This window comes from Ruegeria sp. AF2, from assembly GCF_056542025.1.
Map to the genome: position 1 here is coordinate 1,468,184 of NZ_JBQFZC010000001.1, position 24,799 is coordinate 1,492,982.

General features: G+C 58.4%; 24 protein-coding genes. 8 read left to right on the top strand and 16 right to left on the bottom strand.

Annotated features, from left to right (window positions below; genetic code table 11):
- Positions 1-29: 29 nt before the first annotated feature.
- Positions 30-1,958, top strand: a complete 1,929-nt coding sequence (locus ACR0NM_RS07240) for a glycosyltransferase family 2 protein (protein WP_480613803.1) — start codon at positions 30-32, stop codon at positions 1,956-1,958.
- Here ACR0NM_RS07240 and ACR0NM_RS07245 read toward each other — a convergent pair.
- The gene (locus tag ACR0NM_RS07245; RefSeq protein ID WP_170393473.1) at positions 1,915-2,562 is read right to left on the bottom strand and encodes a GntR family transcriptional regulator; all 648 of its coding nucleotides are present in this window, start codon (positions 2,560-2,562) and stop codon (positions 1,915-1,917) included. The genes ACR0NM_RS07240 and ACR0NM_RS07245 overlap by 44 nt on opposite strands.
- 100 nt (positions 2,563-2,662) lie before the next feature.
- Between ACR0NM_RS07245 and ACR0NM_RS07250 the strand changes: the two genes are divergently transcribed.
- The 3 genes from ACR0NM_RS07250 to ACR0NM_RS07260 all read left to right on the top strand — a co-directional run bounded on the left by ACR0NM_RS07250 (position 2,663) and on the right by ACR0NM_RS07260 (position 4,912).
- Entirely contained in the window at positions 2,663-3,307 is a 645-nt protein-coding gene (locus ACR0NM_RS07250) for a pyrimidine 5'-nucleotidase (RefSeq protein ID WP_480613805.1), read from the top strand.
- Between the two features lie 87 nt (positions 3,308-3,394).
- Positions 3,395-3,643 (top strand): hypothetical protein, encoded by a 249-nt coding sequence (locus ACR0NM_RS07255; protein ID WP_480613807.1) that lies wholly within the window; start codon positions 3,395-3,397, stop codon positions 3,641-3,643.
- A 72-nt stretch (positions 3,644-3,715) separates the two neighbouring features.
- Positions 3,716-4,912 carry a UbiH/UbiF family hydroxylase gene (locus tag ACR0NM_RS07260; protein ID WP_480613809.1) on the top strand — a complete coding sequence of 399 codons (1,197 nt, stop codon included), beginning with the start codon at positions 3,716-3,718 and terminating at the stop codon, positions 4,910-4,912.
- 31 nt (positions 4,913-4,943) lie between these two features.
- Here the strand turns inward: ACR0NM_RS07260 and ACR0NM_RS07265 are convergent, their stop codons facing one another.
- Positions 4,944-6,071, bottom strand: coding sequence for an aminotransferase class V-fold PLP-dependent enzyme (locus ACR0NM_RS07265; protein WP_480569194.1), 1,128 nt, complete (start codon positions 6,069-6,071; stop codon positions 4,944-4,946).
- 232 nt (positions 6,072-6,303) lie between these two features.
- Here ACR0NM_RS07265 and ACR0NM_RS07270 point away from each other — a divergent pair, with 232 nt between their 5' ends.
- Positions 6,304-7,005: a GntR family transcriptional regulator gene (locus tag ACR0NM_RS07270; protein ID WP_170393483.1), complete on the top strand. Its 702-nt coding sequence runs from the start codon at positions 6,304-6,306 to the stop codon at positions 7,003-7,005.
- On the opposite strand, the gene ACR0NM_RS07275 is transcribed toward ACR0NM_RS07270, so the two are convergent.
- The gene (locus tag ACR0NM_RS07275; protein WP_170393485.1) at positions 7,002-7,460 is read right to left on the bottom strand and encodes an Lrp/AsnC family transcriptional regulator; all 459 of its coding nucleotides are present in this window, start codon (positions 7,458-7,460) and stop codon (positions 7,002-7,004) included. The genes ACR0NM_RS07270 and ACR0NM_RS07275 overlap by 4 nt on opposite strands.
- Positions 7,457-7,912, bottom strand: a complete 456-nt coding sequence (locus tag ACR0NM_RS07280; RefSeq protein ID WP_480613811.1) for an Lrp/AsnC family transcriptional regulator — start codon at positions 7,910-7,912, stop codon at positions 7,457-7,459. Before ACR0NM_RS07280 ends, ACR0NM_RS07275 begins: the two co-directional genes overlap by 4 nt.
- Before the next feature lie 131 nt (positions 7,913-8,043).
- Between ACR0NM_RS07280 and ilvC the strand changes: the two genes are divergently transcribed.
- The gene (gene ilvC / locus ACR0NM_RS07285) at positions 8,044-9,066 is read left to right on the top strand and encodes a ketol-acid reductoisomerase (RefSeq protein WP_480613813.1); all 1,023 of its coding nucleotides are present in this window, start codon (positions 8,044-8,046) and stop codon (positions 9,064-9,066) included.
- Between the two features lie 45 nt (positions 9,067-9,111).
- Here ilvC and ACR0NM_RS07290 read toward each other — a convergent pair whose 3' ends face one another.
- Both ACR0NM_RS07290 and ACR0NM_RS07295 read right to left on the bottom strand, forming a co-directional pair.
- Positions 9,112-9,567 (bottom strand): SRPBCC family protein, encoded by a 456-nt coding sequence (locus ACR0NM_RS07290; protein ID WP_170610148.1) that lies wholly within the window; start codon positions 9,565-9,567, stop codon positions 9,112-9,114.
- Positions 9,564-9,872, bottom strand: a complete 309-nt coding sequence (locus ACR0NM_RS07295) for a metalloregulator ArsR/SmtB family transcription factor (protein ID WP_170421087.1) — start codon at positions 9,870-9,872, stop codon at positions 9,564-9,566. The genes ACR0NM_RS07290 and ACR0NM_RS07295 overlap by 4 nt, the downstream gene beginning before the upstream one ends.
- Before the next feature lie 78 nt (positions 9,873-9,950).
- On the opposite strand from ACR0NM_RS07295, the gene ACR0NM_RS07300 reads away from it, so the two are divergent.
- Positions 9,951-10,853, top strand: coding sequence for a DMT family transporter (locus tag ACR0NM_RS07300; RefSeq protein WP_170405007.1), 903 nt, complete (start codon positions 9,951-9,953; stop codon positions 10,851-10,853).
- Here the strand turns inward: ACR0NM_RS07300 and glmM are convergent.
- The 9 genes from glmM to ACR0NM_RS07345 all read right to left on the bottom strand — a co-directional run bounded on the left by glmM (position 10,850) and on the right by ACR0NM_RS07345 (position 23,082).
- Entirely contained in the window at positions 10,850-12,193 is a 1,344-nt protein-coding gene (glmM, locus tag ACR0NM_RS07305) for a phosphoglucosamine mutase (RefSeq protein ID WP_480613815.1), read from the bottom strand. The two genes, ACR0NM_RS07300 and glmM, sit on opposite strands and share 4 nt — an antisense overlap.
- A gap of 33 nt (positions 12,194-12,226) precedes the next feature.
- Positions 12,227-13,225 (bottom strand): dihydropteroate synthase, encoded by a 999-nt coding sequence (gene folP, locus ACR0NM_RS07310; protein ID WP_480613817.1) that lies wholly within the window; start codon positions 13,223-13,225, stop codon positions 12,227-12,229.
- Positions 13,222-14,142: a dihydroneopterin aldolase gene (locus ACR0NM_RS07315; RefSeq protein WP_170393501.1), complete on the bottom strand. Its 921-nt coding sequence runs from the start codon at positions 14,140-14,142 to the stop codon at positions 13,222-13,224. Before ACR0NM_RS07315 ends, folP begins: the two co-directional genes overlap by 4 nt.
- A 105-nt stretch (positions 14,143-14,247) precedes the next feature.
- On the bottom strand, positions 14,248-15,621 hold the full coding sequence (locus ACR0NM_RS07320) for a multicopper oxidase family protein (RefSeq protein WP_480613819.1): 1,374 nt from the start codon (positions 15,619-15,621) through the stop codon (positions 14,248-14,250).
- Positions 15,622-15,694: 73 nt separating this feature from the next.
- Positions 15,695-16,333, bottom strand: coding sequence for a cell wall hydrolase (locus ACR0NM_RS07325; RefSeq protein ID WP_170393504.1), 639 nt, complete (start codon positions 16,331-16,333; stop codon positions 15,695-15,697).
- 186 nt (positions 16,334-16,519) lie between these two features.
- Positions 16,520-19,081: a putative PEP-binding protein gene (locus tag ACR0NM_RS07330; RefSeq protein WP_480613821.1), complete on the bottom strand. Its 2,562-nt coding sequence runs from the start codon at positions 19,079-19,081 to the stop codon at positions 16,520-16,522.
- Between the two features lie 36 nt (positions 19,082-19,117).
- Complete coding sequence (gene glyS, locus ACR0NM_RS07335; RefSeq protein ID WP_480613823.1) at positions 19,118-21,337, bottom strand: glycine--tRNA ligase subunit beta; 2,220 nt, start codon at positions 21,335-21,337, stop codon at positions 19,118-19,120.
- A gap of 9 nt (positions 21,338-21,346) precedes the next feature.
- Positions 21,347-22,555, bottom strand: coding sequence for a sodium/glutamate symporter (gene gltS / locus ACR0NM_RS07340; protein ID WP_480613939.1), 1,209 nt, complete (start codon positions 22,553-22,555; stop codon positions 21,347-21,349).
- A 5-nt stretch (positions 22,556-22,560) separates the two neighbouring features.
- A complete protein-coding gene (locus tag ACR0NM_RS07345) occupies positions 22,561-23,082 on the bottom strand; it encodes a DUF6446 family protein (RefSeq protein ID WP_170731879.1) in 522 nt (173 codons plus the stop codon).
- 78 nt (positions 23,083-23,160) lie between these two features.
- Here ACR0NM_RS07345 and ACR0NM_RS07350 point away from each other — a divergent pair, with 78 nt between their 5' ends.
- Positions 23,161-23,793, top strand: coding sequence for a MarC family protein (locus ACR0NM_RS07350; RefSeq protein WP_170626061.1), 633 nt, complete (start codon positions 23,161-23,163; stop codon positions 23,791-23,793).
- Between the two features lie 8 nt (positions 23,794-23,801).
- On the opposite strand, the gene ACR0NM_RS07355 is transcribed toward ACR0NM_RS07350, so the two are convergent.
- A complete protein-coding gene (locus tag ACR0NM_RS07355; RefSeq protein WP_480613826.1) occupies positions 23,802-24,731 on the bottom strand; it encodes a glycine--tRNA ligase subunit alpha in 930 nt (309 codons plus the stop codon).
- Positions 24,732-24,799: the final 68 nt, after the last annotated feature.

Genomic DNA, 24,799 nt, shown 5'->3' on the forward strand with positions numbered 1-24,799 from the left:
CCTGACTAAGCAACCCTGCCGGATGTTACATGCGGCAGGGTTTCGTTATGGTCGAATTGAATCTCCAGCGTCAGACACTGGCGCAGCCTGTGCCCGGGCCGCATTCGCGCAAACCGCTCGGCACATGTCTCGTCGAACAAGGCATCATCACATCCGACCAGTTGGCGCGCGCCCTGCGGATGCAAGTATTCCAGAACGCGCCATTGGGAGAAATACTGGTCAGTGAAGGATGGGCCAGCCGTGCGCAGGTTCTCTCGGCGCTGTCTGACCAAACCGGCCTTCAGATCGCCGATCTTGCGCAGGTACCACCTGCCGCAGATCTCTGCTTGCTTGAACCGGTCGAGTTTTGGTTGGAGCACAATGTACTGCCCTGGATGCGTGTGGGGCCAATCCTGCTGATCGCTACAGCCAGGCCAGATACATTCGACGCAGTGGCAGACGCATTGAAAGGCCACGGTTACACGATCATCCCGGTTCTGGCAGGACCCGAGCAGATCGATGCTGCCATCGCTCGTCAATATGCTCAACCGCTGGCACAAGCTGCAGAAACTCGCGTTGAGGCGCGGCAAAGCTGCAGGAATTGGTCGGCCCAGACGCGCCGTGGGCCGATCATTGGATTTATCCTGTTCGCGGCACTCTGTGTTTGTTTCCCAATAGTTGGCCTCGGCCTTCTTTTGGGCTTTGCACTGCTGACTCTGGGGCTGTTCTTGTCTCTCAGGCTCTCGGGGCTCATTGCTTATCTATGGCGAGAAAAATCTGAGCCAACAACAAAGACCTCTGAGTCACTTCGCCTACCCCGCGTCTCGATCCTTGTGCCGCTATATAAGGAACGCGAGATTGCCGATGACCTGATCGCCCGGCTGCGCCGCCTGACCTATCCCAAAGCGTTGCTGGATGTCATTTTGGTGCTGGAAGAGCGGGATGACGTAACCAATGAGGCGCTCAGGCAAATAGAACTGCCAACCTGGATGCGCGCCATTGTTGTGCCGGATCGGGGTGACCTGACTACCAAGCCCCGTGCGATGAACTATGCCCTGGATTTCTGCCGTGGAGAGATTTTGGGCGTTTGGGATGCCGAAGACGCCCCGCAACCCGATCAGATTGAAACCGTTGTCCGCCATTTCGCGAACGCCCCAAAGGAAGTGGTGTGCCTGCAAGGTATTCTAGACTACTACAATCCGCGCACCAATTGGCGGTCGCGCTGTTTTAGCATCGAATACAGCGGCTGGTTTCGCGTCGTCCTGAAAGGCATCGCGCGAATTGGTCTGGTCGTTCCGCTGGGCGGCACAACCTTCTTTTTTCGCCGCGACAAGCTGGTCGAACTGGGCGGTTGGGATGCCCATAATGTCACCGAAGATGCCGATCTGGGTGTCCGCCTAAGCCGTGCCGGATATCGGACCGAGATCGTCAGCACCACGACCTATGAAGAGGCGAACTTTCGCGCCTGGCCATGGGTAAAGCAGCGTTCGCGTTGGCTGAAAGGGTTCATGGTCACCTATCTGGTGCATATGCGCGCACCACGCCAATTGCTGCGCGATCTGGGGTTGCTGCGCTTTTTGGGCTTACAGGCCTTTTTTCTGGGAACACTGGGCCAATTCCTTCTGGCGCCGCTTTTGTGGGCGTTCTGGCCCATCTTTTTCGGGCTGCCCCACCTGTATCAACCAATCCTGACACCCGGTTTATTGACTGCCTGCGTGGTTCTGTTTCTCGTCGCCGAAGCCGCCAACCTATTGGTGGGTATCTGCGGTGTCATCGCAGGCAAACGCAGGTTCCTGCTACCCTGGGTGCCGACCATGGTGCTTTACTATCCGCTGGGCGTGTTGGCGGCCTACAAAGGCCTGTGGGAACTGGCGGTCAATCCGTTCTTCTGGGACAAGACCCAGCACGGCCATGCGGTCGAGGAACGTGAGGCCGCTATTTCTCGCGCCGGATCGCATCCTGTTTCAGCCGCGTCATGAAAGCGACCGAAATGTGATCCTGCAACGCCTTGGCCGCCGCGTCCTCGTCTCGCGCCGCAATCGCGTCCACGATGCCTTTGTGCTCGCTCTGCGCAATCTCGCCACGCCCTTCTGCGGCCAGCGATGTGGTCGCCATCAAGGCCATGGTCCGATGCACCAGATCAAGCTGCTGCACCAGATAGCGGTTATGCGAAGCCAGGTGAATCTGTTCGTGAAATCTCCGGTTGGCCCGCGACAGCGCAACAGGATCTCCGATCAACTCATTATCGGCCACCACCATGTCCCGAAGGACCCGAATTTCCTCTTCGGTTGCGTGTTTTGCGGCCAGACGTGCGGCCAACCCTTCCAATTCACGCCGGACAACATAAAGCTCGGCCATCTGGTTGTGGTCCAATGAGGCCACGATCAACGACCGCCCGTCCCGTTCCAGCAACGACTGCGTTTCCAGCCGCTGCAGCGCCTCGCGGATCGGAGTGCGCGAAACGCCAAACCGCTCGGCCAGTTCGCTTTCCACCAGCCGATCACCAGGCTTGTAGACACCGACGTCTATCGCTTCGAGAATAAGGCTATAGGCGTCCGTATTGGACTGTTTGGATTGGGGCATCGGCTGAATTGTCTCCTCGTTCGGACCTGTCTAGCCGCCACACGCCCCCCCGATCAAGTGCGGCATTGAAAACCGCAGCCCATCGCCCTAAACCCAAAGCATGGTCAAACCTGCCTTTTCCCATGTCACCCAATGGGTGTTCGATCTAGACAACACGCTTTACCCGCCGCATATGCGCCTGTTCGATCAGATCGAAGTGCTGATGACGGATTACGTCGTGCAAGCTATCGGCGTCGACCGCCCCGAGGCCGACCGGCTGCGTTCGCATTACTGGCGCGAATACGGCACGACACTCGCGGGCCTGATGGCAGAGCACGATCTGGACCCCGATCCCTATCTGCACGCCGTGCATCAGGTGGACATGAGCCATATGGAACCCGATGTTGCGCTGGCGGAACATATCCGCGCTTTGCCCGGGCGACGCATTGTCTATACCAATGGATCTGCACCTTATGCCGAGCGCGTTCTGGCGGCACGCGGTCTGAATGGGCTGTTCGACGCGATCTATGGCGTAGAACACGCAGGCTATCGCCCCAAGCCGCAAAAAGCCGCGTTCGAGGCGATCTTTGCGCAGGATGGAATCGATACCGCGAAAGCCGCCATGTTCGAAGATGATCCGCGCAATCTGGCCGCCCCGCACGAGATGGGAATGCGTACCGTGCACGTCGCGCCTGACCCGCACCAGGCTGACCATATTCACCATCACACCGATGATCTGACCGGGTTTCTGGGTCGCCTGCGATAGGCTGTCACACTGCGACGATCTGTTCGTTTCGCAGTTGCAGAATTGACCCCATATGCAGCTCAGCGACGAACAGAATCGGAGACCCCAATGACCGCGCTTGAGATGCCTCAGCGCCTGCCTGTTTGGCAGCGCCTTTTGTTTGCAATTCCCGTGTTTGGCTGGATGGCCCGGGACGCGGCCAATGCCGAAGCTGAAGACCTTTATTATACAGCCGCGGCGCTGGTCAGCATGTGGGGCTGTTCCATCCTTCTGTTCGGCCTGCCGGGTCTTTACATTCCTGCCCTGATGCTGGTGCCGACGATGTTCCTTGTCCTGATTTTGATCTCTCGGGGATAAAGCACGAGACAGGATGTCACTTTGCGCCCACCGCGCAACAGCACTAGTGTCTGCGGCAACGGAGACATACTCATGACTGACAGCTGTGACATCCTGATTTCCGGCGGCGGAATCGCCGGATTGACCGCCGCCGCCGCCTTTGGCGCTGCCGGGTTCGACGTAGTCTGCGTCGATCCCACGCCTCCGATCACCGAGCGGGACGTGGACGGATCGGATCTGCGTACCACCGCTTTTTTGCAGCCTGCCCACGGTCTGTTGGAACACTGCGGGCTTTGGGCCAAGCTGGATGCCCACGCCGCGCCGCTGCAGATCATGCGCATCGTGGATGCGGGTGGCGATGTGCCTGAACCGCGCGTCGTACGTGATTTCAACGCCGCCGATATCTCGGACCAGCCATTCGGATGGAACCTGCCCAACTGGCTGCTGCGCCGCGAGATGGTGGCGCGACTGGCCGAACTGCCGAATGTCGATTTCCGCCCCGGCACCGGTACGGTCAGCCTGTTCACCCGCACCAATGAGGCGCGGGTTGGCCTGAGCGACGGCACCCGCATCCGCTGCAAACTGGTAATCGCCGCCGACGGGCGCAGTTCACCAATGCGCGAAGCTGCCGGGATCAATGTTCATACCACGCGCTACGGCCAAAAGGCCCTCGCCTTCGCCGTCACCCATCCCATCCCGCATGAAAATGTCTCGACCGAGATTCACCGCTCGGGCGGGCCGTTCACATTGGTCCCCCTGCCCGACTGGCAAGGCCAGCCGTCCTCGGCCATTGTCTGGATGGAACGTGGGCCACGTGCCGTTGAACTGTTAAACCTTGAATCCGACGCGTTCGAAGCCGCCATGACCGAACGCTCTTGCGGGCTGTTCGGACCGCTGAAATTGGCCTCACGCCGGACGATCTGGCCGATCATCAGCCAGTCGGCGGAACGGTTGTCGGGTGAACGCATCGCGCTGATGGCCGAGGCCGCGCATGTGGTGCCACCTATTGGTGCGCAGGGGCTGAACATGTCGTTGGGCGATCTGCGCTGCTTGCTGGAATTGACGCAAGCCCGGCCCGAGGGCTTAGGCGATGCGCAGATGCTGGATTCCTATCACAAGGCCCGCCATACCGAGATCGAACTGCGCGTCAAAGGCATCGACCTGCTGAACCGCGCCTCGATGATCGAAGCGCGTCCGCTGCGCGACGCACGAGCGATGGGCCTGAATGCGCTCTATTCCTTACCACCCGTGCGCAAGACGCTAATGCAAATGGGCCTCGGCGTCCGCTGAACCATAGGGCGGGCTTCTGCCCGCCACGCTATTACAGCACCTGATCCAGAACCCGTTTTAGGCGCGCAATCGTGTCGTCAACATCATACAGCTTGTCCAAGCCAAACAGGCCGAGACGGAAGGTGCTGAACCCTTCGGGTTCGTCACATTGCAGCGGCACGCCCGCTGCGATCTGCATGCCCAGGGCCGCGAACTTCTTGCCGTTCTGCACTTCGGGGTCTGCTGTATAGCTGACCACCACACCGGGCGCGCCGAACCCTTCGGCAGCAACCGACATGACGCCCTTGTCCCTAAGATAGGCCCGGACGCCATCACCCAGCGCCCATTGCGCCGCGCGCAGCTTTTCGAAGCCGTACGCGCGTGTCTCGGCCATTGTGTCGCGGAAGGAAAGCAGAGAATCCGTCGGCATGGTGGCGTGATAGGCATGGCCTCCATTCTCGTAGGCCTGCATGATCTGGCGCCATTTCTTCAAATCTATCGCAAAGCTATCGGATGAGGTTTCTGCCAGCCGCGCCTCGGCGCGTTCGGATAGCATGACAAGACCGGCGCATGGCGTTGCGCTCCACCCCTTCTGCGGAGCCGAGATCAGCACATCCACTCCGGTGGCCTTCATATCGACCCAGGCACAGCCCGAGGCGATGCAGTCCAGCACCATCAACGCCCCCACCTCATGCGCAGCAGCGGCCATCGCTGTCACATAATCATCAGGCAGAATCACTCCGGCCGAGGTCTCAACATGCGGCGCGAAGACAATACCCGGTCGTTTCTCATGGATTGTCGCCACAACTTCATCAATCGGGGCCGGAGCAAAAGGTGACGGGCTGGAATTGCCGGTTTCACGCGCTTTGAGAACGGTGGTCGACGATGTCAGATCACCTGACTCGATGATCTGACTCCACCGATATGAAAACCACCCATTGCGTACGACAAGCACATCAGCATCCCGCGCAAACTGTCGCGCGACGGCTTCCATCCCATAGGTGCCTCCGCCGGGAATGACCGCAACGCCTTCAGCATTGTAAACTTCACGCAGCATTGCCGAAATATCGCGCATGACTCGCTGAAAACTTGCAGACATATGGTTCAGAGAACGGTCGGTAAAAACCACCGAGAACTCCTCCAGCCCGCCCGGGTCAACAGTATTCAGTAGTGCCGGCATGACGCATCCTTTCTATTGGGTCCTTTTTGTTCTGCCTTGTCTTGCGCGCTCGGTAAAGCGTCAAACGCGGCCTGAAGTTGACCCAAAGTAACCCACAGCCAAAAATTTCATTTTGAGTTTTTACATGCCACAATTAGCAGAAATGACGCCAACCAGAGTCAGGTCCCCTTTACACCCTAGCGTGTTTCTGAACAGATACACACACTTTGAACAAGAACGGATAATTTTACTCGTGACTGCGCAAAAGCGGATTAGTTTTCAAGTCGTTCGAGACGAGGTAAAGCGGCGGATTGAATCCCGCATATGGCCTCAGGGCTCGCTTTTACCCACCGAAACCCAATTAGCGGAAGAGTTCAATTGTGCCCGCGCCACGGTGAACCGGGCGCTGAGGGAGCTCGCCGAACAGGGCTTTGTCGAGCGCAAGCGCAAAAGCGGAACGCGGGTCAAGAAAGAACCACGCAAACAAGCCAAGCTTGAAATTTCACTCGCGAGACAAGCGGTTGAGAACCAAAACTCAGCCTATCGCTATGCTCTGGTGGAACGGAACGTGGTCTACAGCCCCGGCTGGCTGACCTCGCAACTGAATGTCGAACCGGACGCGCGCGTTCTGCACGTGATCTGCATGCACTATGCAGACAACCGCCCCTTCCAGCTTGAAGAACGCTGGATCAATATCGAAGCCGTGCCCGAGGTCGAGCAAGCCGACCTCAACAAAAGTGGCCCACACGAATGGTTGTTGAATGCTGCCCCGTTCACCGAAGCTGAAATCGCCTTTTGCGCGATCTCGGCGGACAATCGTCTAGCTGATTTCATGGGCACGACCACTGGCACTTCGATGATTCAGCTGGAACGGACCACGTGGAAGGACGGGCAGCCGATGACTTTCGCCCGCATGACCCATCATCCGGGGTTCCGCATCCGCACTAAATACTAACCGATCGGCCCGGGCAGGCGTTCTTCGCTCAGCAGTACATTGGCTTCGACCTCTCCGGCCCCTGGTAAGGTCATCACCCTTCGGCGCAGAACCCGTTCGAAGTCTGCCAGATCCCGCGCCACGACGCGCAAGCGATAATCATAAAGACCCAGCACATGCTCAACCGTCTGCACCTCGGGAATGGCGCTGACGGCACGTTCAAAATCTTCAAGGCTGACCTGCCCTTTTCGCGCAAGTTTCACGCCGAGAAAGACGGTCACTCCAAAACCCAGGGCCTCGGCATTCAGACGCAGCCGCCGCCCCTTGATCACGCCTGCTTCTTCCAGTCGACGAATACGCCGCCAGGTCGCGGGCTGCGATAAGCCAAAGCGGCGCCCCAGAGCTCCCGCGCTTTGGGTCGCGTCCTGCACCAGCGCGCGCAGAATTCTGCGGTCGATCTCATCCAGTTCGATCATACCGGCAACACCTCATCCCGTTTGACTCGGGCGATATGCATAAGGGCTTCGATATCGGCGATATGCGGTAGGGTCAGAATGCGATCGCGATAGACCTGTTGATAATGCGCCATATCTCGCGCCAACACCGATAGGCGCACATCCACCCGGCCAAGGAAGGTCTGGATCTCGATCACCTCGGCCACGTTCCGCGCCGCCGCCGTGAATTCGTCGAACGCCCGTGCCTGCGTCTTGTCCAGCGTTATCCGCAAAGAGACCTCGACCGCATAGCCCAAGGCGGCCCAGTCGATAACGGCTTCCTGCCCCTCGATCACTCCTGCCGCTTGCATCTTTTCGATCCGGCGCCAGCAGACGCCCGTAGTGATGCGGCATCGCTCAGCCAATTCTGCCGTTGTCAGGCTTGGCTCGGCCTGGAAGCGGCGTAGTATACGTCGATCAACATCATCAAGCATGATTTTTTCACATTTTGTTCACTAGAAGAATTATTCTTCATCTATTTGTCAAATACCCAATCCAAACCCTATCGCCAATAGCAATCACGCAAGATAGAAGCACATCAACCGAAACTGAAAGGACCGGCGAAATGCGCGTCTATTACGATCGCGATTGCGACATCAACCTGATCAAAGACAAAAAAGTGGCGATTCTGGGCTATGGCTCGCAAGGCCACGCCCACGCGCTGAACCTGCGCGACTCGGGCGCCAAGAACCTGGTCATCGCCCTGCGCGAAGGCTCCCCCTCGGCCAAGAAAGCCGAAGCGGAAGGCCTGCAGGTGATGGGCATCGCCGAAGCCGCAGGCTGGTGCGACGTTATTATGTTCACCATGCCTGACGAACTGCAGGCTGAGACGTACAAGAAATACGTCCACGACAACATCAAGCCGGGCGCTGCCATCGCGTTCGCCCACGGCCTGAATGTCCATTTTGGCCTGATCGAGCCGAAAGAAGGCGTTGACGTGATCATGATGGCCCCCAAAGGCCCCGGTCACACCGTGCGCGGCGAATACACCAAAGGCGGCGGCGTTCCTTGCCTCGTCGCGGTCGACAACGACGCGACCGGCAAAGCGCTGGAAATCGGCCTGTCCTACTGCTCGGCCATCGGTGGCGGCCGTTCGGGCATCATCGAAACCAACTTCCGCGAGGAATGCGAAACCGACCTGTTCGGTGAGCAGGCCGTACTGTGCGGCGGCCTGGTTGAACTGATCCGCTGCGGCTTTGAAACGCTGGTTGAGGCCGGCTACGCGCCCGAGATGGCATATTTCGAGTGTCTGCACGAAGTGAAGCTGATCGTTGACCTGATCTATGAAGGCGGCATCGCCAACATGGATTATTCGATCTCGAACACGGCTGAATATGGCCAGTACGTCACCGGCCCGCGTATTTTGAAATACGACGAGACCAAAGCGCGTATGAAAGAGGTTCTGAACGACATCCAGCAGGGTAAATTCGTCCGTGACTTCATGCTGGAGAACGCTGTAGGCCAACCGACCATCAAAGCGTCGCGCCGTGCGAACGATGAGCACATGATCGAGGAAACCGGTGCAAAACTGCGCGCCATGATGCCCTGGATCTCGGCTGGCAAAATGGTCGACAAAGAAAAGAACTAAGTCTGACAATTGTCAGCGAAAGGGCGGCCCCGGTGGCCGCCCTTTTCATTTGGTGACAGCATTTGCGTAGCATTCGCCCAGAACATAATCCCAGCCACTGTCGTAACCGGTGCGTTTGTCCGACGCCTCAGATGTCCAGACTTCCCAGCCCGAATGGGTCAGAGTGACCATGGTCTGCCCGGCTCCGTGGGCTGCGAACCGGACCTCAACCCGCGTGGGGCGGTCGGTGTTGGTGCCGGGGTGCCAACTGAAGGCCAGGCGAGCCCCCTGTTCGAAGATCAACACCTTGCCCCAATCAGCGCGGGTGCCATCGAACATGGTTTCATAAACCGCACCGCCGACATGAGGTTCGATCACAACTGCCAGCGCAGGCTTGCCTTGCGCCGCTGAGACAGCGTGCCCATCCAATGGCCACCATTTGGCAATGCGATTTACAAAAACATCAAAGGCGTGCTCGGGCGCTGCGTTTACAACGATGGTCTTGATGATTGGTTCGATCATGCATCTCGTCCTTCGTTTACCTCGGCGGCGAAACTCTCCAACACGTCCGACCAGTATTGCTCGAGCCAGGCGCGCAGGTCGGCCAGCCCCTCGGGTCGGGCGGCATAGATGCGGCGCGTTCCCTCAGCCCTGCAAACGACAAGTCCGGCATCGGACAAGACCTTTAAATGTTGCGAGACCGCCGGGCGGCTTACGGGCAAATCCGCAGCCAGATCACCAACCGCCCTGGGGCGCTTGGCCACCGCCTCAAAAACCTGACGACGGGTCGAATCCCCTAAAGCCGAAAGCACTTCTTTGTAAGCCATAGTTTACGGTAAGTAATGACTTACCTAATGTCAATATCAACGCGTGACACCGTCAGATTCGCGGGATAAGTGGATGGAATGGTTCAACAACCGACAAAACAGGATTGGAGCGGTGTTTTCACGCTGGGCCTCATCTGGGGCGGGACGTTTATGGTGGTTGCCATGGCGTTGGAAGGCTATGGACCGGTCACCGTGGCGACGTCGCGCACCACATTGGGTGCCGTTATGCTGCTGGTGCTGATGCGCCTTACCGGACGGCGTATTCCGAGTTTGACACCAGCCCTTTTGAGTTCGATTTTCTTCATCGGCATTCTGTCGACGGCGGTTCCCTTCATGCTGTTAAGCTGGGGGCAACAATTTGTCCCTTCGGCCTTTGCGGGTCTGTCCATGGCGGCGATTCCGCTGATGGTTCTGCCGCTGGCACATTTCTTTTCGGATGAGCCTATGAACCTACGGCGTCTGGTCGGCGTTTGCCTTGGCTTCTCTGGCGCGCTTGTGTTGATCGGGCCCGGTCTGGCGCAATTGGGTCAGGGTACGCAGCCACTGGCGCAAATGGCCTGCGTCACGGCAGCCTTGTGCTACGCCAGTTCGTCGATCCTGACCCGCCGCTGCCCTCCGATTGAACCGATGGCTCTGGCAGCCCTGACGCTGCTGGTTGGCGCAGTACTATTGATACCTATCATGCTGCTAACCGAGGGGCTTCCCTCGTGGCAGGGAACGCGCCCCAGTCTGGCCCTGATCGTTCTGGGCCTTGTCCCCACGGCCTTCGCCACCCTGCTGCGAGTATCCATCACCCGCAGCGCCGGGTCGGTCTTTCTGACGCTGGTGAACTATCAGGTGCCCGTTTGGTCGATGGTGTTCGGGGCCTGGATTCTATCCGAAGCCCTGCCGCTGCGGTTCTATATCGCGCTTGCCATGATCCTAACCGGGCTGGCAATCAGCCAGTGGTTCACTCTGCAGAAAATGCTGCTGGGGCGTTAACCTGTCGCCGCCTCAACCTCGGATACGATCCCATCGACCACTTGGGTCAGCAGTGCGGCATCCTCGCATTCCGCCATCACCCGGATCAGAGGTTCCGTGCCCGATTTGCGGATCAGCAAACGCCCCTGCCCATTCAGACGCGCCTCGGCCTCGGAAATCGCGCTTTTGACGCTGGCCGCTTCCAGCGGGGCCTGCCCCGCGCTAAAGCGCACATTCTTTAGCAATTGCGGCACCGTCTCAAACTGGCGCGATAGGTCCGAGGCTTTCTTGCCGGATTGCACCATCTCTGCCAGAAAATGCAGCCCCGCCATCAGACCGTCACCGGTTGTGGCATAATCGCTCATCACGATGTGACCTGACTGTTCGCCACCAAGATTGAAACCACCCTCGCGCATCCGTTCAACCACATAGCGGTCGCCAACGGCAGTCCTCTCCAGACGCAGCCCCTGCCCGGCCAGGTGCCGCTCCAACCCGAGGTTCGACATCACAGTGGCCACCAAGGCGCCGCCTTTCAGCTGATCCGCGCGGGACCACGCGGTCGCCAACAGGGCCATCAATTGATCCCCATCAGCAACAGCGCCGGTTTCGTCGATCACAACGACGCGGTCGGCATCCCCATCCAGACAGATACCTACATCGGCGCCATGTGAAACCACGGTTTCGGCCGCAACACGAGGCTGGGTTGAGCCACATCCGAAGTTGATGTTCTTGCCGTTCGGCGCGATGCCGACCGGGATCACATCTGCTCCCAACTCCCAAAGAACTTCCGGCGCAGTACGGTGCGCGGCACCGTTGGCGCAGTCGATCACGACCTTCAGCCCATCCAAGCGCAGATTGCGCGGCAGCGATGATTTCACACGCTCGCCATAACGGAACCGCGCATCGTCAACCCGACGCGCACGACCAATATTCTGCGCCTGTGCGGGACTTACGCCTTCTTCGATCAGCCGCTCGATCTCAATCTCGGCCTGATCGGAAAGCTTGAACCCGTCCGGCCCAAAGAACTTAATTCCGTTGTCGATCGCGGGATTGTGGCTAGCCGAAATCATCACGCCCAGATCAGCGCGCATCGAGCGCGTCATCAACCCCACCGCAGGCGTCGGCACCGGCCCCAGCAGCAGCACGTTCATACCGGTCGAGGTCAAACCTGCCGTCAACGCATTTTCCAGCATATAGCCCGACAGCCGCGTATCCTTGCCAATAACAACGCGGTGTACGCCCGAGGCATCGCGGCGGAAATACCGCCCCACAGCGGCGCCAATTCGCAAAGCCATTTCCGCCGTCATAGGGTGCGTGTTGGCGGTGCCCCGCACTCCGTCGGTTCCAAACAGCTTGCGCATAAGTCGGTCTCCTGAAAATTCCTTTTGCCCGGATTACCGGACGGCGGCCCATAGACGCAAGGCCTGAGCCGTCTCGGCCACGTCATGTACCCGTACAATCTGCACGCCCTGTGATATTCCCGCCAGAGCAACCGCGATTGACCCCGGCGCGCGGGCATCCTTGCGCGGCTCTTTGCCGATCTGACCAATAAATCCCTTGCGCGAAACGCCCAAAAGGATTGGACAGCCCAGCCCGTGAAACAGGCTGAGATTGCGCAGAAGGGTCAGGTTGTGGTCCAGATTCTTGCCAAACCCGATGCCCGGATCGATGACAATCAAATCGCGGCTGAGCCCCAGTCCTTCAAGATGGGCGATTTGCCCCTCAAGGAAATCGTAAACATCCAGCAGAACATTGTCATAGCGCGGGTCATCCTGCATCGTGGTCGGATCACCCTGCATATGCATCACACAAACCGGAGCCTCAATCTGCGCGCAAAATGGCGCAAGTTTGGGATCGAAGGTAAATCCCGACACATCGTTGATCAGTCCCGCACCTGCCAGATGAGCCGCCTTGGCAACACCGGCCTTGCGAGTATCGATCGAGATCAACACATCCGTCTCGCCCCGAATTGCCTCAATCAAAGGGCGTGTGCGGGCAATCTCTTCGTCTTCAGGCACAAAATCAGCGCCCGGGCGCGTGGATTCGCCGCCAATGTCCAGAATACTTGCACCATGCGCCGCCATGTCGGCGGCAGCGGTCCGAGCGGCCTCGACCGAGTTATACAGCCCCCCATCCGAGAAGCTATCCGGCGTGGCATTCAGAATGCCCATGATCTGCGTTCGTGCCATATCAAGCCCGGCAATCGCTGGACGCGCGCAGGTCAGACGATCCAGCTGTTCCTTTGGGATTTCAACGGCATCGACGATCTGGGTGCTTTGCCCGCGCTCAATCCGCTCGGCCTGTGAGAACCACAGCACCTGCCCTGCAAGTGGCACCGCCCCGTCGACGCGCGTGCTCCCATGCTGGACCAATGGGCGGTAATAGACGGTCACAGTTGCGCCTGCTCCACCGGAACTGCGCGCAATGGCGTTTTGGGGGCTTCGGGCAGGTCTCCGCCAATAACCAGCATCTCGCTGGCTTCAAAGGTTGCCGCGAACCAAGCAGCCAGCGCCACCGCGTCAGACGGCGCGGCTGAGGGGCCATCGACCGCATCCAGAACAATTTTGGAGGGTGCCCAAACACAAATCTGGCCGTTTTTCATCGCCCAATCCAACTCGGTCCGCGTTGAAACGACCACGCAACGGTGATCGCGCGCAGCCAGAACCCAGGCGTTCTGTTCAATTGCCAACAGATCTATCCGGCGCTGGGTCATTGCGTGACCCGTCTGCGGCACATCCAGATCAGACGCCCCAACACACAGGATCAGCGGGCGCTGGCGATTCTCAAGTTGGTCGATCCAGCCGGTGAGATTACCTGATGAAATCGCTGCATTCGACAGAAAGACCAACCGTGGATGTGGCCGCTCTTCTTCGGTCACATCATGATGTACCGCATCCTTGCCGCGCACGATCTCGACGCCAAGCGCGCCGGGCCCACGATCCAGTTTTTCAATGCGAACAAAGGCTCTTACAGCCTGAGGTTCAAGCAGAATGCGCTCCGCCACGCGATCTGCCAGTGTCTCGAGCAAATTTAGTCGCTCAGCAGCCAGCTCGAACGCAATCGCTTCGGTTACACGGTCGTAAGACAGAATACGATCCACGTCATCATCGATGGGGTCTGTCAGCGGACGCACCTCGACCACGATGTTAAAGCAGATCCGTTGCGTGGTACCGCGTTCGGCCTGAAACGCCCCGATCTCGACCTCAACGATGTGATCGCGCAGCGAAATGCGGTCCAGCGCACCGCGCGCGGCGGTAGCCTCGGACCGTTCGGACGGGTGCGCAAAGGCAAGACGGATTTCAGAGCTCATGCGGCGGACCTTTTCGGGCTCGGTGGACTGATGATCAGCCCACTTTAGGCGTTTCGCGGGCGTATAGCATCGCAGCAAACGCCTTTCCAGCTACGGAATGCGGCGTTACGTGACCCGGAACCAGCTCATCATACCCGATGCCGCATGGCCAAGCATGTGACAATGCAACAGCCAGTTGCCCGGATTGTCAGCTACCAACGCTACCTGCCGCACCTGCCCTCGCTCGACTAGAACAGTGTCGCGCCACGGCCCTAGTGTACCGTCCTGCAGGATAATGCGAAAATGGTGTCCATGCAGATGCATCGCATGTGGAAACGCCGTTTCATTTGCGAATTCAATCCGATGAACTGATCCCAATCGCGCATCCAGAAACGGATCATCTGGCCGCTCTGCATATCCGTTCAAAGCCCAGAATCGTCCAAGCTGAGCCAACTCGCGCCCCGACAGCTCGGAATCGCCCAATTTGGCTCTCTCCAGCCAGCGCATTGCACCCCCCTGCATCGTCATACGATGCAGAGGTGTATTCTGCAGTTCAATTTCGGGCATTCGGTTTGCTGGCAACGGTCTAACTTTTGCATCAGCAATACGCGATGCTACTCCGAACACATCAAATTTGACGAGTCCGTAAGCGCCATCCCGTTCTACACTCACAATACTTGCCGTCTGGCCGGATTCCGCTGAAACATCAACGATCAAGTCAACCCGCTGCGCAGGCGCTAAAGGAAAACTGCTCTCAACTCGCAATGGAATCTCAAGCGGCATACCGTCAAGCGCAACAATCCAGCCAGCAAGCCCGTCGAGCGCTACGTCGAATACCCGGGCATTCGCGGCATTGATCACCCGCAATCGCAATCGTTCAGACGCCTGCACTGGATAAGAAGGGTCAAACTCTCCGTTCACCGTTACAATGTTGCCCAGCCGACCCGCATGGCTCAGATCATGAGCATTGTCGAAATCGCTGGATATCTTTGCGCTCTCGGTGTCAAGGCGCCAATCGTCCAGCATTAAGGTCAGGTCCTGATCAACATCGGGTCCGCTGGCTTCTTCGACGATCAAAGGGCCATAAAGCCCACGCGCGACCTGCTCCATCGATTGGTTGTGCGCATGATACCAATAGGTTCCCGCATCCGGCACCACGAAATCATATTCAAAGTTGGATTCTGGCTGCACAACTTCCTGCGTCAGGCCGGGCACTCCATCCATCGCATTGTCGATCCGGATGCCATGCCAGTGAACGGTCGTTGGTTGCGGCAGCATGTTTACAAGCTTGCGGCGTACCCGAGCCCCCTGCGGAACACGGATTTCCGCGCCCGGAACACCGCCGCCATAACTCCAGACCGGAGTTTCCGGATATCCCTGGGGCGCGATCTGCTGGAGGGAAGTCTGTGCCACCAGTTCGGTGGCAGATGCCATCGCCACGCGTGGTATCATCGACAAGGCCAGGGTCGATTGCAGAAACTGTCGGCGTGATATGGTCATTGCAAGCCTCCTGGCTCGCAACATAGTTGGTAAAACGCCTGTTGCCAGCACCCTTCCAGCGCTGGTGCGTCAATCAGTTGCTGGCCGTGCGATAATTGTGCTTGTAGAAGATATGCACGCCAATACGCGCCGTTTCTTTATAGACGCGGGACCAGGACGGGCGCACTGCCTTGGTGTGGTAGTGCGTGGCACCTGCGGTCATCTCTTCAGCTACACCATCGATTGCGGCGCGGGCGACTTTCGAAACGCGATCATAAGCGCGTTTTTCGTTGATAATCTCTTTCTGCCCGTCACAGGTGTAGGTGAACTGGCACTGATATTTCTTGCCCGTTCCTTGCTTGATCACACCGCACAGTGAATCCGGAAAGCGACCGCTTTCAACACGGTTCAGGATAACTTCGGCCACAGCAAACTGGCCACGCACGCTTTCACCGCGGGCCTCGAAATACAGCGCTTCGGCAAGACAACGGAAATTTTCATCTCCGGTCGCCTTTGGCTGCTGGTCCAGCCAGGCTTTGGTGTAGGAGATTTCGACTTTTTCCGGCGCCTTACGCGGCTTAAACAGTTTCAGGTAATCGCGGAAGCTTTGTGCTGGCAACTCGTTACGTGTGACCAACTCAACAGATTTTGTATCGCCTTGCCTATCGGCAAAGGACAAACTCGGTAGCAAGGCTGCGGCCCCCACGGCAACAGCCACTATGTAGCGTCTCATCAGATAACCTCGCACAGGCACAAACGCGCCATACCCTCCCCCGGCGGGCGCGACGAGGCTAATACCCCAGACGAAGCGAGACGTCCAGTTCTGAAAAAAATGCAAGAGAAAAACCGCTCACGCCGCCAATTATTATCGACAGCGGAACGTTTCTTACGCCACTATTTCTAGGTAGGAGACAGTTAGTCAACCCCCAAGTTTGGACGAAATCGCCAGTTGAGCGGCAGACAGCCGAGCGACAGGAACCCGGAAAGGGGAACAGGACACATAGTCGAATCCAAGTGACCGGCAGATTGCGATTGATTCGGGGTTACCACCATGTTCGCCACAGACAGAAAGCGTAACGTCTGGTTGGGCTTGACGCCCGCGCTCGGCCCCCAGCTTCAGCAATTCACCTACCCCATCTGCATCCAGAACGTGAAATGGATCTTCGCCAAACACGCCTTGGCGGACATATGCCGACATGAAGCGCCCCGCGTCATCGCGCGACAATCCGTAGGTCATCTGGGTCAGGTCGTTTGTTCCAAAGCTTAGGAAAGCGGAATGTGGCGCAATCTCATTCGCGCGCAGACAGGCCCGAGGCGTTTCCACCATCACTCCCAATCGATAGTCGAACTCCTGCCCCTGCTCCGAGGCAACCTCGGCCGCTACAGTATCGATGCGTGTTTTGACCAGTTCAACCTCGCGCTTGGCCGAGACCAGCGGGATCATGACCTCGGGTACGACAGGGTCACCTTCTTTGCTGGCCCCAACCGTCGCCTCGAAGATCGCGCGTGCCTGCATGTCGTAGATTTCCGGCACGGTGACACCCAGACGAACCCCGCGCAATCCCAGCATCGGGTTGTATTCGCTCATCGCCTCGACCCGACGTTCGACATCCGAGATTGGCAAATCCAGCGCCTCAGCCAGCTCGCGCTGACCAGTGCGCGTAGTGGGCAGAAACTCGTGCAAGGGCGGATCGAACAGGCGGATGCAGACCGGCTGCCCCTCCATAATCCGGAACAACTGCACAAAATCCTGCCGTTGCATCGGCAGCAACCGTTCCAACACAGCAGCGCGTCCAGATGGGGTCTGCGCAAAGATCATTTCGCGCATTACGGTCAAACGACCGGGATCGAAGAACATGTGTTCCGTTCGGCACAACCCGATCCCTTCTGCTTTGAAGTTTCGTGCAGTTTGCGCGTCAGCGGGTGTATCGGCGTTGGCGCGGATGGCGATGTCCCGCTCGGCATCGGCCCAGCTCATCAGTGTCTGAAAGCAATCATCCAGCGCCGCTTCAAGCATCTCGGGTTGTCCGGCCAATACCTGACCCGAAGTCCCATCGATGGTCAGAATATCGCCTGTCTTGAACACACGCCCATCCGGTGCACTTAGCAGCTTTTTCTTGGTCTGAAACCGCATTTCGGACGCGCCGACAATACACGGTAGACCCAGACCACGGCCAATCACCGCCGCATGGCTGGTGATCCCGCCCTTTTCGGTCAGAACAGCTACTGCGGCATGCATTCCGCGCACATCTTCGGGCGAGGTTTCACGGCGCACAAGAATACAGGGCTCCCCCCGCGCGGCGCTGGCCTGCGCTTCGGCAGCCGTAAAGACAATTCGACCGGTCGCTGCACCGGGGCTGGCCGCGATGGCTGTGGTCAGCACATCACGCTCGGCCTCAGGATGGACCTGCCGGTGCAGAAGTTCATTCAGCGAATGCGGGTCGATCCGCATCACGGCCTCTTGCGGCGGAATGATCCCGTCTTCGGCCAGGCGCACCGCGATCCGCATCCCGGCCCGCGACCCGCGCGGAACCCGCACGCCGTCCAGAATATGCACCTTGCCGTTCTGCACCACGAATTCGACCTGCATCTCTTCGCGCAGCTTCTCGCGCATTAACGCTGCGTGGGCCTTGAGATCGGCAAAAGCCTCGGGCGCCACATCCTCCAGCGATTGGCCACGCTCGTCCTTTTCCAGATATAACGCAGCGACACCTTCGCCCAGAGCATCGCGCCCCTGGCTTTGGCTCAGATAGCGGCCCGTGATTTGGGGCATACCTGTCGCGGGGTCAATCAGTTGCAACACGCCTGAACCGCATTCCCCCTGTCCGACGCCCGGGATCATCTCTTGAATCACCAGCCCCAAACCGGCATCCGCAGGTGCGCCCTTGGCCTGCCGCAGCAGCCGGGCCGACGTGCCATCCCAGGCACGCGCCATCGAGCGCAGAACACCAATCAGTTGCTCTCCTCGATCTTGCGGGAAGGCCTCGTCGGTTTCATCTTCATACGCCCGTAGGGACAAGCTCAACCCTTCGCGCCCATCCGCATCGATGGTATCGAATACGTCAGGGTCCAGACGGGCAATATGGAGCGCATAGCTCTGCACAAACCGCAGATATAGCGCCGCCGCCGCATCCGCCCCCATTTCCGCAGACCGATCCAGATATCGGGCATCGTTCATGCCGATATTCAGCACCGCCCCCGGTCCACCCCAGTCAGGATCTTCCGAACTGGGCCGTACACACAGCAATGACTCGGCGTCGAACTGTTCCAGAATGGCCGCGATGTCGGGAATGTCGCCCTTGGCAATTCGCTGCACCGCGTCAAAAGAAAGGGCCACGGTCCGCGGCACCGGCATGTCCAGCCTGACCAGTCGTTGCAGGCACTTCGCCCGGCCACCATGGGTATTGGCGGCAACGGGCGCTTTTGGAGTGATAAGCGTGGTATGCGGATTATTCTGCACTGCGGCACCTTTTGGTTTCACCGCAGCATAAGCCCCTGCGCCCTTGGCGCAAGGGCGTTATCCCTCGATACGCGTCAGATCAGCAACGCTAGAGCAGACCTTACGGATCTGGCTCAGCAGGTTCAGACGGTTGCGGCGCAGAATGTCATTATCGGTATTGACCTGCACGTCCTCAAAGAACGCATCCACCGGCCCGCGCAGTTCGGCCATTGCCGCCATCGCTGTCGGGAAATCCTCGGCCTTCAGCGCGGGATCGATCTTGGCCTCTGCCGCGTCAAGCGCTGCAAACAGTGCCTTTTCGCTGTCAGTTTCAGCAAACTTCACATCCGCGCCGTAAGAGTATTCGACTCCATCCTTCTCTTCCGCCTGAGACAGGATGTTGTTCGCACGCTTGAACCCCTGCACGAGGTTCTCTCCATCCTCGGTCGCAATCACCGCATTCAGAGCGCGGGCGCGTTTGACCAGGAGGTTGAGGTCGTCATTCCCCTCCATCGCGATACAAGCGTCGATGACATCATGGCGGATGCCTTCGTCTCGGAGGAAGACTTTGAGGCGGTCGTGGAAGAAAGAAAGAAGATCGTCAGACGCGTCAGGAACCTTTTTCTCAAGCTCAAGAAATGCTGCTGCGGGCGATCCTTCAAGCTTTTCTTTGACAGTCTGGAATGAAGCACCAAAGACACCATGTTTTGCGATTTCTTCCAGGAGATCGCGGACATTCGCTTCGGGCAAAGCCTCATTGATAGCGCGTTCTGATCGAACCAGTTGACTATCGAAAAAACGGTCCAACCGAAGACGCAGACCATTATTCACGATTAGTCGAATTACCCCTAACGCCGCGCGACGCAGAGCAAACGGGTCCTTCGACCCGGTTGGTTTCTCATCAATCGCCCAAAATCCTGTCAGCGTATCTAGCTTGTCGGCCAGCGCTACGGTCACCGACAGCGGTGCGGTGGGCACGTCATCCGACGGCCCCAGCGGCGAGTAATGCTCCTGCGCCACAGCCGCGACGGCAGCGTCTTCGCCAGCCGCTTCGATATAATACCGCCCCATAAGCCCTTGAAGTTCAGGAAATTCATAGACCATTTCGGAGTTCAGATCAGCCTTGGCCAAACGCGCGGCTTTCTCGGCCTGATCCGCATCCGCCCCGACCACCGGGGCAAGTTCTCGGGCCAGCGCGGCAATGCGGTCGATGCGTTCCGCCTGAGTGCCCAGCTTGTTGTGGAAAGTCACATTCTCCAACGCGCGGGTCCATTGGGCGATGTCCGACTTGGCAACGCGCAGGTCGTTCTCCCAGAAGAATTTCGCATCGGCCAGACGGGCCGATAAAACCTTCTGGTTCCCCGCCAGAATGGTTGCGCCGTTATCGGCGGTCTCGCGATTGGCGACGGTAATGAAGCGCTCGATCCGCCCCGTCTTGGGGTTCTTTACAGAAAAGAACTTCTGATGCTCTTTCATCGAGGTCTGCAGTACCTCGGGCGGCAGCTCAAGAAACTCCTCGTCGATCTGCCCCATCAGCACAACGGGCCATTCAACCAGACCGGCAACCTCGGCCAGCAGCCCCTTGTCGTCGACGACTTCCAGACCTGCGGCGAAGGCCATGTTCTGGGCATCGTTCCAGATATGTTCGGCACGTTCTTCGGGCGACAGCACCACGAATGCGCGTTTCAGCTTGGCGGCATAATCCTCGAACGAGGTCACCGTAAACCGGTTCGGGGCCATGAAACGATGGCCCTCAGTCGTATCACCGGACGTGATCCCTTCGATCGCAAGCGGCACGACCTGCGCGCCTGCTTCATCGGTCAGGATGCACAGGATCGAGTGCAAGGGCCGTACCCACCGCATCGATCCAGCCCCCCAGCGCATGGATTTGGGCCAGGGGAAGTTTCGAATGGTAGCTTCTAAGACCTCGGCGATGATTTCAGCTGCTGGACGACCCGCCTTTTCAATGGTGGCGAAATACACTGCGCCTTTGGGCGTGTCGCGCTCTTCCAACTGGTCTCGGGTCAGTCCCGCGCCGCGTAGAAAGCCTTCGATGGCTTTGTCAGGCGCGCCGACCTTTGGGCCTTTGCGTTCTTCGCGGATTGTCGGGCTTTCCGCCAGCAGGCCTTCAACCGCAAGCGTCAGGCGACGCGGCGTCGTCAGTGCAGCGGCAGAGGCATAGGTCAGACCGCCTTCGACCAGACCATCGGTGATCCGCTTTTTCAGGTCTTCACCGGCGCGGGTCTGCATGCGCGCGGGGATTTCCTCGGAAAACAGTTCGATCAGCAGGTCGGGCATTTTCGGTCCTTAGAAATTGACAATCGTCTGAATGACGATGGCATTGGCGATGTCCACAAAGAATGCGGATACAAGGGGCAGTACGATAAAGGCAATAGGCGACGGGCCATATCGCTTGGTTACAGCGGTCATATTTGCGATAGCAGTGGGGGTAGCACCCAGAGCGAACCCCCCGAACCCGGCGGCCAGAACGGCGGCGCGGTAATTCGATCCCATCAAGGGAAACAGAACCCAGATCACGAACACCACGGCAAACAGGGTCTGGGCGGTCATGATCACCGCAATCGCAAGGCCCAGTTCGGCGATGGTCCACAGTTGCAGGCTCATCAGCGACATCGCCAGAAATGCACCAAGCGCGAATTCCGAGATCAGCGCCAGCGAGGGCGTGCGTGAGACCGGCTTGGCATTCGGCGCGAACATGGCGCGGAGATTGGCAATCACGATCCCCATGATAAGGCAGGGCACAAACAACGGCAGTTTCAGCCCTGCGGCGCTGATTGCTTCGCTCAGGATCGCGCCTGAAATGATCGCGAGGTTGAGGTACAGCAGCACCCGCATGATTGTCAGATGATCAATCTCGGATTTCTGGTCGACCTCATTGGGCAAACCCACCGTATGCTCTTCCCCGGGTCGTTCGGGGCTGAGCTTGCGCCCCTCGATCAGCAGCCGCGCAATCGGCCCCCCGACCAATGCGGCCAGCACGAGACCCAATGTGGCCACGGCCACCCCCAACTCGGTTGCGCCACTCAAACCGGTGGCGCCCGCAACTTCGGGGGCCCAGGCGATCGCGGTTCCGTGCCCCCCGATCAGCGCAGCAGACCCGAACAGCACCCCGGCTTGCGCCGGATAACCGAACATCGCGGCCCCCGCAGCGCCGATCACGTTTTGCGCAAAGATGGTCAGAAGCGTCAAAATCAGAAGCAAAAGCAAAGGCTTGCCACCCGCGATCAAATCGGACAGACGGGCATTTAGACCAATCCCGGCAAAGAACAGAACCAATAGAAAGTCTCGTGCGGTCAAGCCAAAGGATAGCTCAATGCCGAAACCAAGATACAGCGTCAATACCACGAGCGAGGCCAGAAGGCCCCCGGTTACCGGCTCGGGGATGTTGAAGCTGCGCAATTGTGCGACACGGGCGTTGATCTCTGCCCCCAGCAGATAGACCGCAAAGCCCAGCGTTGCTGTCAGGAACTCCGGTATCTCTACGACCATCCCCATCTGCATCAGCCCTCGGGCCTGGGCGGGCACTCCTCGCCCACAACCGTGCCGTCATAGGCTTTTTCACCGCAATTGTTCAGCGCATGCCAGACGTAGCCTTTACCATCCTGTGTAATGGCAACGATCCGGTCGACACCATAATGGATGTTCTTGGTGCCCAAGAAAGCCTGTGCTTGACCCGATTTCAATACGTCGGCCAGCGCAACTGCGTCGTAGCAGTCAAACCATCCCGGTGCGGTCAATGGCTCGGGGTTCTCGACAGGGGTAAAATCCACCATCTGATCCGGCCTTAACTCGGTTTCGAAACAGGCCCGATACCGGATCGGAGAACTGTCGGCGTCAATGGCCTTAAACCCAGTATAGGCGATGGCTTCGGGCGCTTCCGCCCCTTGCGCCAGCAGGACCACATCCTGGCCCGGGCGCGGTTCTACCTCATAATAGAACCCATAAACCTGCAGGTAATACATCCCAGCACCGGCCAGAAAGCCAGAAATCAGAAGGATTAGCGCAACCAATTTTCCAGTCATCGTTTACGCCACCTCTTTCAAGTTCATAGAAAATAAGACAGGTTCCCAAGCAGTACGGTCAGAAACGAGGCTACTCGCATGGAAACCACTCTTGCCGTCGGATTCTTTGGCGCGCTTTTTGCAATCATGAATCCGATTACCAACTTGCCTGTGTTCCTGAGTGTTACGCAAGACCTGCCCATTTCGGATCAACGCAAAGTGGCTGTGAAGACTGCGCTTTATTGCACGATCCTCGGTGGCGCCTTCGCTGCGATCGGCAGTCACGCGCTTGGGCTCTTTGGCATCAGCGTCGATGACCTGCGCGTCGCCGGTGGCCTTGTTGTACTGATGATCGGCCTGAACATGCTGAACGGGAACCAGAGCAGCTCGCATCATGGAACCGACGGAGAAAAGAAATCCTATCCCGCGCCCGAGACCGTTGCGTTCTATCCCTTGGCTTTTCCCATTCTGGTCGGCCCCGGAACAATCACAACACTGATCCTTTATGCGCACCACATCAAAACCCCGGTCGAAGCCGTTGTCTATGCAGGTGTATTTCTGTTCGTGGTGGCCTTGCTTTTGATCACGTTCTGGAACGCATCGGCGTTGGCTAAGCGGCTGTCGGACAATGCCCGAGTGATAATGAGCCGCTTCATGGGCATGATCCTTGCGGCTATCGCAATCAGCATGATCGCAGACGGCCTGAAGGCGTTGTTGCCCGGACTGGCCTAGGCGCTGCATCAAGCTTCGAACCCGGCAGCCTCGGTCTGCACGAACGCATCTGCGCATTGCTTGGCCAATGCGCGAACGCGGCCGATATAGGCCTGTCTTTCGGTAACCGAAATCACCCCGCGGGCGTCCAGCAAGTTGAAGATGTGGCTGGCCTTGATGCACTGATCATATGCGGGATGCGCCATGATGATGCGCTTGCCCGTCTTCGGGTCGTCATGTTCCTGCGCCAGAATGGTCGCGCATTCGGTTTCAGCCTCTTCGAAATGACGCAGCAGGACCTCGGTATTGGCAATATCGAAGTTCCAGCGGGCGTATTCCTCTTCGGTCTGCTTGAAGATGTCGCCATAGGTCAGCGGGCTGGGCGACTGAGGATCGTTGAAGGGCATGTCCATCACATGGTCGATGCCCAGTACATACATGGACAGACGTTCCAGACCATAGGTCAGCTCACCCGAAACCGGCGCACAGTCATGGCCGCCGACCTGTTGGAAATAGGTGAACTGGCTGACTTCCATGCCGTCACACCAGACCTCCCATCCCAGACCCCACGCACCCAGAGTGGGGCTTTCCCAGTCATCCTCGACAAAACGGATGTCGTGCAGGTCCATATCGATGCCGATGGCCTCAAGGCTGCCCAGATACAGTTCCTGCAAATCAGGCGGACTGGGTTTGATCAGCACCTGGTATTGATAGTAATGCTGCAACCGGTTCGGGTTTTCGCCATAACGTCCGTCTGTCGGGCGACGCGAGGGCTGAACGTAGGCCGCTGCCCAAGCCTTGGACCCCAAAGCCCGCAACGTGGTTGCTGGATGGAACGTACCTGCGCCGACCTCCATGTCATAGGGTTGCAGGATCGCACAGCCTTTCGACGCCCAATAGGTCTGAAGCCTTAGGATAATCTCTTGAAATGAACGTGGTGCGCTTCTGGGTTCGGTCATGACAATTCCCTTGGACGCCCAAGCGCCCGGTTCCGGTGGGTTCGGCCCTTCCTATGCAAGGCATCCAA

Excerpts from the sequence above, each read along its gene's own strand:
- ACR0NM_RS07240 (WP_480613803.1), top strand. The coding sequence starts at position 30 with ATGCGGCAGGGTTTCGTTATGGTCGAATTGAATCTCCAGCGTCAGACA.
- ACR0NM_RS07245 (WP_170393473.1), bottom strand. The coding sequence starts at position 2,562 with ATGCCCCAATCCAAACAGTCCAATACGGACGCCTATAGCCTTATTCTC.
- ACR0NM_RS07250 (WP_480613805.1), top strand. The coding sequence starts at position 2,663 with ATGGTCAAACCTGCCTTTTCCCATGTCACCCAATGGGTGTTCGATCTA.
- ACR0NM_RS07255 (WP_480613807.1), top strand. The coding sequence starts at position 3,395 with ATGACCGCGCTTGAGATGCCTCAGCGCCTGCCTGTTTGGCAGCGCCTT.
- ACR0NM_RS07260 (WP_480613809.1), top strand. The coding sequence starts at position 3,716 with ATGACTGACAGCTGTGACATCCTGATTTCCGGCGGCGGAATCGCCGGA.
- ACR0NM_RS07265 (WP_480569194.1), bottom strand. The coding sequence starts at position 6,071 with ATGCCGGCACTACTGAATACTGTTGACCCGGGCGGGCTGGAGGAGTTC.
- ACR0NM_RS07275 (WP_170393485.1), bottom strand. The coding sequence starts at position 7,460 with ATGATCGAACTGGATGAGATCGACCGCAGAATTCTGCGCGCGCTGGTG.
- ACR0NM_RS07280 (WP_480613811.1), bottom strand. The coding sequence starts at position 7,912 with ATGCTTGATGATGTTGATCGACGTATACTACGCCGCTTCCAGGCCGAG.
- ilvC (WP_480613813.1), top strand. The coding sequence starts at position 8,044 with ATGCGCGTCTATTACGATCGCGATTGCGACATCAACCTGATCAAAGAC.
- ACR0NM_RS07290 (WP_170610148.1), bottom strand. The coding sequence starts at position 9,567 with ATGATCGAACCAATCATCAAGACCATCGTTGTAAACGCAGCGCCCGAG.
- ACR0NM_RS07295 (WP_170421087.1), bottom strand. The coding sequence starts at position 9,872 with ATGGCTTACAAAGAAGTGCTTTCGGCTTTAGGGGATTCGACCCGTCGT.
- ACR0NM_RS07300 (WP_170405007.1), top strand. The coding sequence starts at position 9,951 with ATGGTTCAACAACCGACAAAACAGGATTGGAGCGGTGTTTTCACGCTG.
- glmM (WP_480613815.1), bottom strand. The coding sequence starts at position 12,193 with ATGCGCAAGCTGTTTGGAACCGACGGAGTGCGGGGCACCGCCAACACG.
- ACR0NM_RS07315 (WP_170393501.1), bottom strand. The coding sequence starts at position 14,142 with ATGAGCTCTGAAATCCGTCTTGCCTTTGCGCACCCGTCCGAACGGTCC.
- ACR0NM_RS07320 (WP_480613819.1), bottom strand. The coding sequence starts at position 15,621 with ATGACCATATCACGCCGACAGTTTCTGCAATCGACCCTGGCCTTGTCG.
- ACR0NM_RS07325 (WP_170393504.1), bottom strand. The coding sequence starts at position 16,333 with ATGAGACGCTACATAGTGGCTGTTGCCGTGGGGGCCGCAGCCTTGCTA.
- glyS (WP_480613823.1), bottom strand. The coding sequence starts at position 21,337 with ATGCCCGACCTGCTGATCGAACTGTTTTCCGAGGAAATCCCCGCGCGC.
- gltS (WP_480613939.1), bottom strand. The coding sequence starts at position 22,555 with ATGGGGATGGTCGTAGAGATACCGGAGTTCCTGACAGCAACGCTGGGC.
- ACR0NM_RS07345 (WP_170731879.1), bottom strand. The coding sequence starts at position 23,082 with ATGACTGGAAAATTGGTTGCGCTAATCCTTCTGATTTCTGGCTTTCTG.
- ACR0NM_RS07350 (WP_170626061.1), top strand. The coding sequence starts at position 23,161 with ATGGAAACCACTCTTGCCGTCGGATTCTTTGGCGCGCTTTTTGCAATC.
- ACR0NM_RS07355 (WP_480613826.1), bottom strand. The coding sequence starts at position 24,731 with ATGACCGAACCCAGAAGCGCACCACGTTCATTTCAAGAGATTATCCTA.